The sequence below is a fragment of the Desmonostoc muscorum LEGE 12446 genome (assembly GCF_015207005.2).
GTDB classification, from domain to species: Bacteria; Cyanobacteriota; Cyanobacteriia; order Cyanobacteriales; family Nostocaceae; genus Nostoc; species Nostoc muscorum.
On the sequence record NZ_JADEXS020000001.1, the window covers coordinates 4,804,498 to 4,818,646 of the forward strand.

Annotated in this window: 13 protein-coding genes and 1 pseudogene; 9 read left to right on the top strand and 5 right to left on the bottom strand. The window is 41.5% G+C overall.

Going from position 1 to position 14,149, the window contains the following annotated elements; all coding sequences use genetic code 11:
• The first annotated feature begins 37 nt into the window (after window positions 1–37).
• Window positions 38–1,450, top strand: coding sequence for a right-handed parallel beta-helix repeat-containing protein (locus IQ276_RS20455; RefSeq protein WP_193921367.1), 1,413 nt, complete (start codon window positions 38–40; stop codon window positions 1,448–1,450).
• Window positions 1,451–1,607: 157 nt separating this feature from the next.
• Here IQ276_RS20455 and IQ276_RS20460 read toward each other — a convergent pair whose 3' ends face one another.
• The 3 genes and pseudogenes from IQ276_RS20460 to IQ276_RS20470 form a co-directional block, all read right to left on the bottom strand.
• On the bottom strand, window positions 1,608–2,297 hold the full coding sequence (locus IQ276_RS20460; RefSeq protein WP_193921365.1) for a DUF8619 family protein: 690 nt from the start codon (window positions 2,295–2,297) through the stop codon (window positions 1,608–1,610).
• A gap of 101 nt (window positions 2,298–2,398) precedes the next feature.
• Complete coding sequence (dapB, locus tag IQ276_RS20465; RefSeq protein WP_193921363.1) at window positions 2,399–3,235, bottom strand: 4-hydroxy-tetrahydrodipicolinate reductase; 837 nt, start codon at window positions 3,233–3,235, stop codon at window positions 2,399–2,401.
• Window positions 3,236–3,311: 76 nt separating this feature from the next.
• A pseudogene (locus tag IQ276_RS20470) lies at window positions 3,312–3,569 on the bottom strand (zinc ribbon domain-containing protein); the annotation flags it as partial.
• A gap of 407 nt (window positions 3,570–3,976) precedes the next feature.
• Here IQ276_RS20470 and psbP point away from each other — a divergent pair.
• Window positions 3,977–4,522, top strand: coding sequence for a photosystem II reaction center PsbP (psbP, locus tag IQ276_RS20475; RefSeq protein ID WP_190883416.1), 546 nt, complete (start codon window positions 3,977–3,979; stop codon window positions 4,520–4,522).
• A gap of 130 nt (window positions 4,523–4,652) precedes the next feature.
• The gene (locus IQ276_RS20480) at window positions 4,653–5,246 is read left to right on the top strand and encodes a Maf family protein (protein WP_190883415.1); all 594 of its coding nucleotides are present in this window, start codon (window positions 4,653–4,655) and stop codon (window positions 5,244–5,246) included.
• A 60-nt stretch (window positions 5,247–5,306) separates the two neighbouring features.
• Here IQ276_RS20480 and IQ276_RS20485 read toward each other — a convergent pair whose 3' ends face one another.
• Complete coding sequence (locus IQ276_RS20485; protein ID WP_190883414.1) at window positions 5,307–5,534, bottom strand: hypothetical protein; 228 nt, start codon at window positions 5,532–5,534, stop codon at window positions 5,307–5,309.
• A gap of 200 nt (window positions 5,535–5,734) precedes the next feature.
• Between IQ276_RS20485 and IQ276_RS20490 the strand changes: the two genes are divergently transcribed.
• From IQ276_RS20490 to IQ276_RS20505, 4 genes are all read left to right on the top strand, one after another.
• Window positions 5,735–6,484 (top strand): phycocyanobilin:ferredoxin oxidoreductase, encoded by a 750-nt coding sequence (locus tag IQ276_RS20490; protein ID WP_190883413.1) that lies wholly within the window; start codon window positions 5,735–5,737, stop codon window positions 6,482–6,484.
• Window positions 6,485–7,566: 1,082 nt separating this feature from the next.
• A complete protein-coding gene (locus tag IQ276_RS20495; protein ID WP_193920586.1) occupies window positions 7,567–8,991 on the top strand; it encodes an HlyD family efflux transporter periplasmic adaptor subunit in 1,425 nt (474 codons plus the stop codon).
• Between the two features lie 24 nt (window positions 8,992–9,015).
• A complete protein-coding gene (devC, locus tag IQ276_RS20500; RefSeq protein WP_190883411.1) occupies window positions 9,016–10,170 on the top strand; it encodes an ABC transporter permease DevC in 1,155 nt (384 codons plus the stop codon).
• A 145-nt stretch (window positions 10,171–10,315) separates the two neighbouring features.
• Entirely contained in the window at window positions 10,316–11,026 is a 711-nt protein-coding gene (locus tag IQ276_RS20505) for a DevA family ABC transporter ATP-binding protein (RefSeq protein WP_190883410.1), read from the top strand.
• A gap of 189 nt (window positions 11,027–11,215) precedes the next feature.
• Here IQ276_RS20505 and IQ276_RS20510 read toward each other — a convergent pair whose 3' ends face one another.
• A complete protein-coding gene (locus IQ276_RS20510; RefSeq protein WP_190883409.1) occupies window positions 11,216–12,034 on the bottom strand; it encodes a hypothetical protein in 819 nt (272 codons plus the stop codon).
• Between the two features lie 247 nt (window positions 12,035–12,281).
• On the opposite strand from IQ276_RS20510, the gene IQ276_RS20515 reads away from it, so the two are divergent.
• Window positions 12,282–13,055: an HAD family hydrolase gene (locus tag IQ276_RS20515; protein ID WP_235115831.1), complete on the top strand. Its 774-nt coding sequence runs from the start codon at window positions 12,282–12,284 to the stop codon at window positions 13,053–13,055.
• A 51-nt stretch (window positions 13,056–13,106) separates the two neighbouring features.
• Entirely contained in the window at window positions 13,107–13,826 is a 720-nt protein-coding gene (locus IQ276_RS20520; protein ID WP_193920465.1) for a Uma2 family endonuclease, read from the top strand.
• The last annotated feature ends 323 nt before the right edge of the window (window positions 13,827–14,149 follow it).

Below are 14,149 nucleotides of genomic sequence, written 5' to 3' on the forward strand. Positions count from 1 at the left end.
TTTTTATTGAATAGTACCGAGCAAGGAGCCTAGTATTGTGGTAGCTGAGAGTTTGAGTTTAAGTGCATATATTGCAATACCTGTAGTTTTAAGTCTTTTGCTTGAGGGACAAAACATAAAAGTACCTGTAGTTAAAAATGTTCGTCAGGTATCTACTGAACAGAAAACAATAGCACCCAGCCGCCAATTAATCAGCACTAAGCGGGCTGCAAAAACATACTATGTTAGTGGTAGTGGCAACGACAACAATAATGGACTCTCTACTTCATCTGCCTTTAGGACAATTCAAAAGGCAGCAAATCTGACTAATCCTGGTGACACAGTATTGATTATGAATGGAGTATACAAAAATGAAGGTAAAGCCGGGGCTGTAGTAAATATTAAACGTTCTGGAACTCCAAATGCATGGATTAAATTTAAAGCATATCCTGGACATTTCCCAAAAATTCAGCACAATACGTGGAATGGTATCTTGATTTCAAACAAAGCTTCATATATCGAGATCAACGGTCTTGAGGTAATGGGAAATAATGCCAATGTAACCCTTGATTATGCAATCAGTGAGAAAACTAACAAACTAAATCCCCTAACGAATGGAAACTGCATCTTCGTGGATGGACGAACAAATGGTCATACTCACCATATACGTATTCTCAATAATAAGGTACATGGATGCGGAGGCACAGGCATTGCAGTTATTCAATCTGACTATGTGACAGTTGATAATAATGTGGTGTTTGATAATGCTTGGTACGGCATCTATGGTTCCAGCGGTATTTCGATGTTGACTAATTGGAACTTTGATAATTACCGTGGATATAAAATGTTCGTTAGGAACAATAAGACCTATAACAATCGGCAGTATATTCCTTGGATTAGAACCGGAACCATCTCGGACGGAAATGGCATTATTATTGATAGTACACGCAATCAGGAAACCCCAAAATTAGGTCCATATAAAGGGCGTACTTTAGTTAAAAACAATCTGACATTTCATAATGGTGGTTCAGGCATTCACGCATTTTATAGCGATCATGTTGATATTTTAAATAACACAGCTTTTTTAAATAATCAGAGTCCAGAAATTAAAGGTGGGCAAATATTTGCTCATACATCAACTGATGTCAAAATTTTGAATAACATTCTTTATGCTTTTCCTGGCAAAAATGTTAACAGTAATACGAAAAATAGTAATGTTATTTATGATTATAATATATACCTAAATACTTCTTCTGTAAGTTTTAAAGGTCCTCATGATATTGTTGCAGATGCAGAGTTTATCAGGGAACATCCCACGTTGAAAAAAATAGCTGGTGATTGGAAATCACGGCTATATAAACAAAGTCGATCTCTACCGAATTCCATAGAAATTGAGTTGGGAAGTTTTGTTTGTCAACCAGTGACTTATAGTCTCAAAGGAAAACTCATCAAGGTCGGATGTTCGCGTTAGTGATTGAAGAAGAATTCTCCAATTCTGAATCCAGGAATCAGAATCACTGCTCGTGGGTAAATTGGGGCTCGCCACTAACGATACCAAATTATAGATTTGATATGGTGCTTCATCGTTTATTAACGAGCCAGTCGAACTCACGTTAATTTATTCTCAATCACTCCTCTACTCTACGCCGACGCCGACGCGGCCTTCTTTCCTCTTGATCTTCACGCAAGCGACGGCCGACTTCGTTAAAGAAATCGCGCCGCAAGCAAGGGTAATCACTAACCCATAGTTCACGACTGGGAATGTATATATCACTGAATTCTTCAATGCTGCTTAAATCTGGGCGATTTGACATCACTACCATTTCTGCAATTTGACCACGAGCGATCGCTTTGTGGCTAGGACGTAGGGGCGCGTCAAATTCAATACTAAATCCTGTGTCATCACCAACCTCTAAATTAATCCGTTTTTCTCGGTTTTCTACAATTACCAATTCACCTTTGCTATTGACGGTTTCCTGTTTCCCAACTAACTGGTCTGTAATCCACCAATCCAAGATTCGGCCACGAAAAAAGCCGCTGTATTTGTAACGGCGGCATTGTACATTCCGCATACTTGCTTGAAACACCGGATACCATAGCCAAAAAAAAGCGCTAACTACCCCCAGCACAAATATTATTGAACCAAACTCCAGCCTGAACAAGGCTTTCACAAGCAGAATTACAACTAACGAAACTACAGAAATTAACAGGCGTTGCAAAAAATTTGCAAACTTTCCCCAGTAGTACTTGTACTGAAGACCAGTGGCAATTAAGGGGACAATTTGTTCAAATTTCTGGCGAGTCAGTGGTACTAACATGAGTGCTGAGTACTGAGTAGTAAGTTTAACAAAAAAGAATAAAGGCGTCAGTCATCAGAAAAAGAAATTGAACTTCTGACTTCTGACTCCTGAATTCTCTTTTAAAGTATTTTTTCTAATCCATATACTAACGACTTTAGCGCTAAGACTTTGCGAATGGCTAATAGGACTCCTGGCATATAGCAAGCGCGATCGCTCGTATCATGTCGTAAAGTATAAATCTGTCCCGGTGCGCCAAAAATGACCTCCTGATGGGCAACCAATCCCGGCAAGCGTACACTATGAATTCTAATGCCTTCCTCTGCTTGGCTGCCCCTAGCTCCTGGTAATTTCTCAGTTTCTTCCACTAACGCAGGGTTAAAAGTTTTACCTAATTCTCCTAATAACTGCGCCGTTTGAATGGCAGTACCGCTGGGAGCATCAGCTTTTTGGTTGTGATGCAGTTCGATAATTTCTACGTGGTCAAAATATTGAGAGGCGGCGACTGCGGCTTGTTGCAGCAGCACCATACCAATGGAAAAGTTAGGAATAATTAGACAACCAGTGCTAGCTTTATCAGCAAAGTCTGCTAAATCTTGAATTTGTTCTGGACTTAATCCAGTGGTGCCAACTACAGGACGAATACCATAGGCGATCGCACTACGAATATTGTCATAAACTGAATCCGGATGGGTAAAGTCTACAATCACCCCTGGGGGTCCTTGTCTATCTCCAGCCACATAACCCAACATCGGTTCTAATTGATTAGTAATCGGCACTTCCAAAGGCTCGCTTAAACCCGCCAATTCTCCAGCATCTTTATCTTGATGTTCCGGACTGCTGTCAATTGCACCCACTAGGTTCAAATCGGGTGCTTGCGCCACCGCCTTAACTACTTCACGACCCATTTTACCAGCAGCACCGTTGACAATAACCGGGATAAGAGCTTGATTCGTCATATGTTGAGAAATACTTTTTGAGTCAACAAAGGAATTTTGACATACTCTCCGCCCTTCCAGGGCGGAGATTCTGGGGTCAAACAGCAGTTGCAGTTTCGTACCGTCTTACATTGCCTAACCCAACAGTCGATGCCCCGACTGCTTGAATATTTTTAGCTGCGTTTTCGTCCCTTCCGTTTACCGACTTACAAGAAGGACAACGCCATTCTCTGACTGACAAATCAAGACTTTCTAGAACGTGCCCACAATGAAAACAAGTTTTGCTTGATGGATACCACTTCGCCACGAATATGACTTGTTTACCTTTCTTTTTGGCAACCCATTCTAGAATTTGGGCTGAAGATTTTTTCATAAGCACTACCCTGATAAGTAGCTCTTATTAGAACTATTGACCTTTTTTTGTCAAGTTTAGTTGACTAACTGTAATAATATTTGTTATATTTATTTACATAGGCTAATAAAGCAGCAAAGCAAGCCATCTAGCTAAGGTTGCACTTTGTATATTACCTTTCTAGTTTTGGCTGCCTTGAATGTTAGCTAAAAAATAGACTTCGGTATCGGTATATCTCATCGACATTTGGACTTCTCCCATTTACCTCGGCTATCAAGTCGGGGTTTTTTGTGTTCTTGATTAGCCCGGCCTATCTTATGGTTCATCCGAAGCGTGCCGCTTGGTGGGAAAATAAAAACGAGAAATGATGCAAGTCTTGTATTGCCTCCAGCCCAAAGGAATCTGTATAAATGTGGAAACGAATTGTATTAATTTTACTATTGGTGTTGAGCTTCAGCCTGAGTAATTCTGATGTAGCAGTTGCAGGTGGACTCAAAAGCTTTGTAGACACCAATGATGGCTATCAGTTTTTATATCCTAATGGCTGGCTGCAAGTTAAAGTTGCCAACGGCCCAGATGTGGTTTTTCACGATTTAATCGAGGTAACCGAAAATGTTTCTGTAGTGATTAGCCCGGTTCCAGAAAATAAAACCTTAGCAGAATTGGGAACTCCAACAGAAGTAGGATATAAACTGGGAAAAGCAGCTCTAGCGCCTGCTAATTCTGGTCGTTCAGCTGAATTAATTAATGCCGCGCAGCAAGAAGTAGACGGTAAAACGTACTACCTTTTAGAGTATGAAGTTAAACTCCCCAATCAACAGCAACGACACAACATCGCCAGCGTCGCTGTTAGCCGTGGTAAACTTTTTACTTTCAACGCCTCAATTTCTGAAAAACGCTGGCCAAAAATTAAACAAACAATTGATGAAGTTGTAAATTCTTTTTCTGTTTATTAACTGGGAGTGGGGAGTGGGGAGTGGGGAGTTAGGAGTTAAGAGTTAAAAGTTATTCTCCCCCTGCCTCCCCTGCCTCCCCTGCCTCCTCATCTCCCTCATCCCCCTCATCCCCCTCATCTCGTGCTTTTGTATGAGCATTCCACCTTTTGTACTGGCCTCAGCTTCTCCAGCGCGGCGGCGCTTGCTGCAAACTGTTGGTATTGAACCGATAGTTCGAGCTAGTGACTTTGATGAGTCACAAATCCAATTAAGTGAACCTGAACAATTGGTCAAAACTCTTGCCCAGTACAAAGCGGAAACTGTAGCCCCACAGTTTGAATCAGCTTTGATTATGGGTTGTGATTCGGTTTTGTCTGTCAATAATGAGATTCATGGCAAACCAGTAGACGCTAGTGAAGCGATCGCCCGTTGGCAGATAATGCAAGGTAGCTTTGGTGACTTATACACAGGTCACGCCTTGATTGACTTAGACCAAAACCGCACTATAGTCAAGTCTCAAGTTACAAGAGTTTACTTCGCTCCAATGAGCGACAAAGCAATTAAAGCTTATGTTGCCACAGGTGAACCCCTCAAGTGTGCTGGTGCCTTTGCCCTTGAAGGCTTTGGTAGTTTGTTCGTCGAAAAAATTGAAGGCTGTCACAGCAATGTAATTGGACTGAGTTTACCTCTGCTGCGGCAGATGTTAGCAGAACTGGGATACGATGTTACGGATTTTTGGCAATAGTCATTGGTCATTTGTCATTTGTTTTTCTGCGCGTCCCCATGTCTCCCCATCTCCCCATGACTAATGACTAAATTGCCTGATATTCAGTATTGCCTCTCCATGATCTGGAATCCAAGCTAGCCATTCATCTTTTGAAACTGGACACAATAAAAGCGCTTCGTCAAAACTCAAAGGGTTGGGAAGTTCCAAAAGCTTCACCCAACCAGAAACTCTTAACTGCCGTAAACCTGCCAGATTCCGCCTTCTTGCTTGGACAGCAAAATCTGGTCTATGAGAATCTAGTTTCATATCTTCGTTTTAGCCTTAACCAATGGGCTAATCTAAAATTATTTCTGTAACTTAGACTACAAAATAAACAATACTTGTGAAAAGCAACTGTCTTATAACTTTACGTTCGCTGGTGCAAGTCTTTGATTAATATTGCAAGCTATAACTGTGAGGCACGCCAGGTTGTAGACTGGCTACTAGATCGCATTCCCAACTAGAATATGTCATTTACTTCTATGCCCTCGCTGCGTGAGCAACAACATCCCCTAATTCGTCAGCTAGCTGATTGCATTGAGGCAGCTTGGCATCAGCATCTGGATCTATCGCCCTACCATTTGCCTGCTGAGTTGGGGTATGTGGAAGGTAGACTAGAAGGGGAAAAACTGACCATTGAAAACCGTTGCTATCAAACGCCTCAGTTCCGGAAAATGCACTTGGAACTAGCAAAAATCGGAAATATGCTCGATATTTTGCATTGCGTCATGTTTCCCCGTCCAGAATACAACCTGCCGATGTTTGGTTGTGATTTAGTGGGGGGTAGAGGTCAAATTAGCGCGGCGATCGCAGATCTTTCTCCCATACACTTAGAACGTACCTTACCAGAATCTTATACTGCTGAACTCACACAGTTAACAGTGCTGAACTTTTCCCAACCGCGCGAATTACCTGAATGGGGAAATATTTTTTCAGATTATTGCATCTTTGTGCGCCCCAGTTCCCCAGAAGAAGAAACAATGTTTCTCTCTCGTGTCCAAGACTTTTTAGAAATTCATTGTACCCAAGCGATCGCCTCACATCCTGTTTCACTCGAACAAGTCACACAAAATCTCGCCGGACAACACAACTACTGCACTAAACAGCAACAAAACGACAAAACCCGCCGCGTACTCGAAAAAGCCTTTGGCCCAGCTTGGGCAGAACATTACATGACCACAGTTCTATTCGACCTTCCACAAGAGATTTCCAAATAAAAAATCTCCGATCGCCCAAAGACGCAGGGGAGCAGAGGAGCAGAGGGGCAGAGGGGGAAATTCCTAACTCCTAACTCCGAGATTTCCAAATAAAAAATCTCCGATCGCCCAAAGACGCAGGGGAGCAGAGGAGCAGAGGGGCAGAGGGGGAAATTCCTAACTCCTAACTTCTAACTCCTAACTCCTAACTCTTAACTCCTCACTCCCAATGCCCCGATTCCCCCATCTGTAGGTTCTGTTACGTTTTCCGGTAACTGATAAATGTAGAATTCATTCAACGAGAGTTTGATGGAGTCCCAAAATAGCAGCAGGGAGATTAGTAAAACCAATTAGCTTTAACTAGGTTACAGATAATGACGCGGGGACACAGTGACACAGTGACGCGGAGAATAATGTGTAGCAAAATTTTTGAGAATTGGTATCAGGTCTTTGAAACAAATGATTTTTGATCTTGTTTTTCAATTTTGTGAATAACTGTAGCCTCCGCTAATTAAGCGTAAAAATTCAGAATTCAGAATCCAGAATCAATAATGCTTGGATGCCCAAGCTTGATAATTTGCACAAAATCAAGCAGGTATACAACGATTGATTTTCCAAATATTCTGACTTCTGAATTAGAGAATTATCTTATTAGTAAACAGTTACTATTATTCACTGATTACTTGACGTTAAGAACTTTAGGAATTACACATCTAGTACGAAATGTAGGGGCAATTCATGAATTGCCCCTACGGTAAATCAAGGCTTTTACGTAATTTTTACGTAAGTCTTAAACTTTATCTTTGCGGTAGTGAATCTACTATTACAGTACCGCATCATAGCAGTTTTAGATTTTCAGTAGAGAGGCGATATCTCGCGTCTCTATATCTGAATGCCCCATTAATTGATTCTGAATTCTGAATTCTTCTTCAAATAGCCAGCTACAAGAAGGCATCATTTTGCAAAGTTTTAGTGTGAGTGTTGAGTATCGATCGCGCAATGGATTTTAAGCCATAACCATTGTTTGTCCTAAGCGGCTGGCTATTGATTAAAAACCCTTTTTTACTTACATCACCACAATTGAGATAAACGAGCAACATACTATGTCAAGGGTGACCGAGAAGCCAAAGCCAACTGAGCAGACATTTAATCCTGAACAACCTAAAATTTGGTGGGGTATCGCTGTAGCTGTGCCAATAGTAATTGCTGCTGGGGTACTAGGTACAGCTAAAATCGAGCAGCTAAAAAAACTCACTGTATCTGCACCCGTAATGCCATCTAGCAATAGCGTTAGTGCTGTGGGCCGTTTGGAACCGCGAGGCGAAGTTGTTAAATTGTCTGCGCCATCCTCAGGATTAGCACCATCATCACGAATTCAGCAACTGCTAGTTAGAGAAGGTGAAAAAGTCAGACAAGGCCAAATTGTGGCAATTTTGGACAACCGCGATACTCAAATAGCCGCACTAGAAGAAGCAAAAGCCAAAGTCCAAGAAGCCCGTGCGAATTTAGCTCAAGTCAGAGCCGGATCTCCAAGAGATATTCAAGCCCAAAGAGCGATTATTGCTCGCCTACAAGCGCAGTTACTTGGGGAAAAAGATGCTCAGCAAGCGAGCATCACTCGAATTGCAGCTCAGTTGAGTGGAGAAAAACTTGTCCAACAAGCAACTGTAAATCGCTTAGAAGCTGAACTTAGCGGACAAAGAGATGCTCTCAGAGCAACAGTTACACGTATCCAAGCCGAACAGCGCAATGCCCAAGTAGATGCTGGACGCTATGATTTTTTATACCGAGAAGGTGCGATTTCTCAGCAGGAACGGGATAGAAGACGCCTGAGTGCGGTTACAGCTAATCAGCAGGTTGCTGAAAGTCAAGCTACCCTCAAGCAGACATTAGCAACTCTACGACAGCAACTTGCTGAAGCGAGAGCTAATCAAATACAAAATTTAGCAACTTTGCAACAGCAGCTAATTGAAGCCAAAGTTAACCGTGACAAAACTGTAGCAACTTTGCAGAGGCAAATTGAAGAAGAAAAAGCCAAACTCAGTAGAATTTTGGACGTTAGTCCTACTGATATGCAAGTAGCCCTAGCCCAAGTTAGTAATGCGATCGCCAATGTTAGAAAAGCCGAAGCACAACTAAAATTAAGCTATGTTCAAGCGCCAATCGCTGGGGAAATTTTAAAGATTTACACCAAATCAGGTGAAGCCATAGGTGCAAATGGCATTGCTGAACTTGGGCAAACTAGTCAAATGTTTGTAGTTGCTGAAGTCGCCGAAGATAGTATTAGTAAAGTGCGTATCGGTCAAAACGCCACTATCACTAGCGATAATGGAGCATTTAGTGGCGAATTCAAAGGAACTGTCACTGAAATTGGCAGAAAAATTGGCAAAAAAGATGTTTTGAATACAGATCCAGCAGCAGATGTGGATGCCAGAGTCATAGAAGTGAAAATTGCTCTGTCTCCAGAAGATAGTCTGCAAGTTTCTGGTTTAACTTATGCGAAAGTTCTTGTGGAAATTAATAAGTAATTCGTGAGAAAATAATAGTTAATAATGAGTAAAAAAATACCTCTGTCGTGGCTACAACTAACAAGAGAAAAAACTCGCCTAGCTGTGGCTTTGGCAGGGATTGCTTTTGCTGATATTTTGATGTTTATGCAACTCGGATTTCGGGATGCTTTGTATTATAGTAACGTTCGATTTCATAACAGCTTGCAGGGCGATATTGTTTTAATTAACAGTCAATCTAGCGCTGTTTTAGCAATGCGGAGCTTTTCTCAGCGACGATTATATAAAGCTTTAGAGTTGCCAACAGTACAATCAGTACATCCTATATATTTAGATTATACAACCTGGAAAAATCCTGTAACAGGTCGCCCTCGTAGTATCTTGGTATTTGGTATGAACCCAGAAACTAACCTGGTAAACTTGCCTGGAGTTCAGGAAAATTTAGAAAAACTTAAACTAGCAGATGTAGTTTTATTTGACCGTTCTTCTAGGGTCGAATATGGGCCAATTGCTGCTGATTATGACCAAGGAAAAACCGTTACAGCAGAAGTAAGAAGGCGGCGAATTAAAGTAGTAGGACTATTTACATTAGGTGCATCATTTGGCGCAGACGGTAACTTAGTTACCAGCGATGTTAACTTTCTGCGGATATTCAATACTCGTCAGAAAGGATTAATTGATATTGGGTTAATTAGATTGAAACCTGGAGCCAATGCTAATGCTGTTGCTGAAGATTTAAAGAAGTATATACCTAAAGAGATAAATGTTTTAACTAAACAACAATTTATTGACTTTGAGCGAAATTACTGGGCAAGTAGTACAGCTATCGGGTTTATTTTTACACTGGGAACTATCATGGGTTTTATTGTCGGAACTGTAATTGTTTATCAAATCCTTTATACAGAAGTTTCAGATCACTTAGCTGAATACGCTACCCTCAAAGCCATAGGTTATACACATAACTATTTATTGAAAGTCATTTTGCAAGAGGCTTTTCTACTCGCAGTTTTAGGATATTTACCCGGAATAACTTTTGCTTTATTTATGTATCAAAGCGCAAGAACTGCAACACTTTTACCAGTATTTATGAGTTTTGATCGTGCCACAAACGTGTTGATTTTGACCATAATCATGTGCTTTGTTTCCGGCGCGATCGCAGTCCGAAAATTAAGCTCTGCTGATCCAGCAGATATATTTTGAAGAAGAATTCAGAATTCAGAATTCAGAATGGGCTATGCCCCGCTGTGCTAACAGAATTCAGCAATCTTTTAGTGGGCGATTCAGAGCCGCCACTCTCTTACAAACAGTTCCGAGACGGAACTGCTAAATCGTAACTAACAAAATTATGAAAAAACAAGAACCTGTAATTGCCATTAAAAATCTCAATCATTACTATGGCAAAGGCGCACTGAAAAAACAAATTTTATTTGACATCAACCTAGAAATTTATTCTGGTGAAATTGTAATTATGACCGGGCCATCGGGTTCAGGTAAAACAACATTACTGAGCTTGATTGGTGGTTTGCGGTCTGTACAAGAGGGAAGTTTGAAATTTTTGGGTGAAGAACTGTTTGGTGTCAGTCAAAACAAACTGGTGCAGATGCGACGTAGCATTGGCTATATTTTCCAAGCACACAATTTGCTGGGGTTCTTGACTGCCAAGCAAAACGTCCAAATGGCGGTAGAATTAAACGATCGCATTTCTCAAGCAGAAGCAGTAGCTAAATCAGAAATGATGCTGCGGGCTGTTGGTTTAGAAGAAAGAGTTAATTATTACCCAGACAATCTTTCTGGTGGACAAAAACAAAGAATTGCGATCGCCCGCGCCTTAGTGAATCGTCCTCCCCTAGTGCTAGCTGACGAACCAACAGCCGCATTAGACAAACAATCAGGACGCGATGTCGTAGAAATAATGCAGAGCCTAGCTAAAAATCAGGGAACTACTATCTTGTTAGTTACACACGACAACCGCATTCTAGACATCGCCGATCGCATCGTAGAAATGGAAGACGGTCTGTTAACGCGTAATTCCTCAAATACAGTTATTCAGTCATAATTTTGATGTCATTTGTCCTTTGTCATTTGCTAATGACTAATGACTAATGACAACCACAATTACAGCAGATTTTAAGGTAAGTGAAGTATCCCATCTAGGTCTGTTAGCTAAGCCCAGAGCCTATTCTGAATTCTGAATTCTGAATTCTGAATTCTGAATTCTGAATTCTGACTCCTGAATTCTGCTGTATTATTTAGCCGAACCTGATTTTTTCATTCCAGGTTGATTTGGTGGAGTTGGGGCATTTGGTTGGCGGCTAGTGCGAAAAGTCACATTCACGCCTTCATTTGATTGCTCCAGCACCAGTAAAGGCGTAGGCTTAGCCTTTTGATCCCAATGCATAGTCGCAATCCGACCTTGAATTGTTGGTTGCCAACTATCTTCATCATCTATAGGACTTAAGTAAGTTTCTATACAATCAATAATTTGGCTGATAGTTGCCGAAGTTGCTTGGGTCGGTAACTTCATCAACCTGACTTGGATACGAAACAGTACACGTTTAGCAGGGTTTGGGGGAGTACCAGTTTCATACTCTACATCAAAAATTTCATCCACCTGCCGGCCAGCACTATTAGCAATTCCGACTGATCCTTGTTGGGCTTGATTTGGACGCAGCGCTTGAGAAATTTTATCTTTGACCTTAATCTTTACTTGATTAAGAATCGCAAAGTGAAACACCTCCTCTGACATCCGCATTCGCAGATAATCTAGGTTAAAATCCCGTGAGTTCACCAAATCGGGATTAGTTTCCATTTTGCGAATTGTTTCCAGGGCTAGCTTAAATTTTTTTTCTAATTCTCGCGCCCGGAATTGTTCAAACTTAAGTTTTTTCTCCAGTTGATTCATCTGGAGTTTACTATAGACAATCAAAGCAATCACCACTAAAGCCAGTCCTCCAGACGTTATCACCAAGAATGGTGGTATTTGAGGATTACTTGCTGGCACTTCCTGGGATGCCTTTTTAGTCTTTGTCCCGGAGGATTGGGCAAGAAACATCGAAGTAGGCATGGTTGTGAAACTGAAAAACTTGACTCCTGAACTTTAGGATGCCCAAATTTTCAACGCCATCTTGCTGTATGATTAATACTTTTTACTAAGTGATCGGGGACTGGGGATTGGGGACTGGATGAGGGGGATGAGGGGGATGAGGGAGTGTGGGGAGATTATAAAAAAGCTTCCCACCCATACCCAATCCCCAATCCCCAATCCCCAATCCCTAGTCCCCAATCCCCAGTCCCCAATCCCCAATCCCCATATGCCAAAACATTTAAGCTTTACTGCCTTGAGCAATATTCGTCTCATCGCCACAGATATGGATGGCACCCTGACTAGACGAGGAAAATTTACTCCCGCACTGCTGCAAGCTTTAGAGGATTTAGCAGCAGCTAACATTAAGGTACTGATTGTTACGGGACGTTCTGCTGGGTGGGTGAGTGGATTGAGTAGCTTGATGCCAGTGGCAGGTGCTATGGCAGAAAATGGCGGTTTGTATTTTCCGCCTGGAAACCAGAAACCAGTGGTTTTAACACCCATTCCCGATTTAGCTAAGCATCGCCAGCACTTGGCTACAACTTTTGAAAAGTTACAAACTCAATTTCCCCAAATTCAGGAATCTGTTGATAATCGCTTTCGCATCACCGATTGGACTTTTGACGTGACTACTTTGAGTCAAGATGAACTACAAACCCTAGATCATCTCTGTCAACAAATGGGTTGGGGATTTACCTACAGTAACGTCCAGTGTCACATTAAACCCCAAGGACAAGATAAAGCCGTGGGATTGTTGCAGGTATTGCGCGAATACTTGCCTGATTACTCACCAGAACAAATTGTCACCGTAGGCGATAGTCCCAATGATGAAAGTTTATTCGATCGCCGTTATTTTCCTATTTCTGTAGGCGTGGCAAATGTCCTCGAATATGCAGATAAATTGCAACATCAGCCTGTTTATATTACTGCTGCTTCCGAAGGCGAAGGATTTTGTGAATTATCTAGTTACATTTTGCAAAGCTTCCACATCCCAAATTAGCGAGAATTCAGGCTTGCTTTACAATAATTTTGTAGCACTGATTTTACAACCATGACGGCTACTCTACCTGTTAATGTCGAATCAGAAATCTTCTACCCTAGTGCTGATGGTCAACCAGTGGCAGAAACCTACGACCACCTTTATGCCTTATTAACTACCTTAGAAGTACTCAAACAGTATTTGGCAGACCGCCAGGCAACAGTATTAGCCAATCAATTTCTTTACTATGCACAGGGTTTTCCCAAGTTACGGATAGCCCCAGATGTGATGGTAATTTTTGATGTTGCACCAGGCAGCCGGGACAACTATAAAATTTGGGAAGAGGGTCAAGTACCAACAGTGATTTTTGAAATGACATCCTTTGGTACTAAAGGAAACGACGAAATTTTCAAAAAGACCCTCTATGAGCAGCTGGGTGTTAAAGAATACTGGCTATTTGACCCAAAAGGCGAGTGGGTAGAACAACGGCTACGTGGCTATCGGCTGCGGGGAGAAATCTACGAACCTATAGAGGATGGACGCAGTGAACCACTACAACTGCGCTTAGGGATCGAAGGAAAGCTAATTGCGTTTTATCGAGAGGACACAGGGGAAAAATTATTAATTGCCGATGAATTGATAGAAGCTTTACGGCAGGAAGTTTTAGCAAGGCAACAGGCAGAAGAACGCGCAGAAGCTGAACGTCAACGTGCAGAACAAGCGCAATTGGAAATAGAAAAGCTAAAGGCAAAGTTGCGATCGCTCAACATAGACCCTGATACCATTGAGTAAATTTTTTTGTACCTTATAATTACGTTAGCGCAGCGGGACGTAGCCCATTACGAATTACGAATTATTATCAAGTCAAATTTATTACTTTAGACATATTACAATAGGTGGATGTCTAACGGGTTGCAATCTATCACTCAGAGAGGCTAAGCGACTAACAGATACTTCAAAAAAAACAGGTTAGCGTTTGATTTTCAACTTCCACGAGAAAGTGCAAAACCAAATATAGTAATCTTATTTGATTTTTGAAAAAACTTGCCCTCAACTCAAAAGCTGATTCCCTACTCCCTACTCCGTGCCCACACAAATAAGTTCAAAAATCAAAG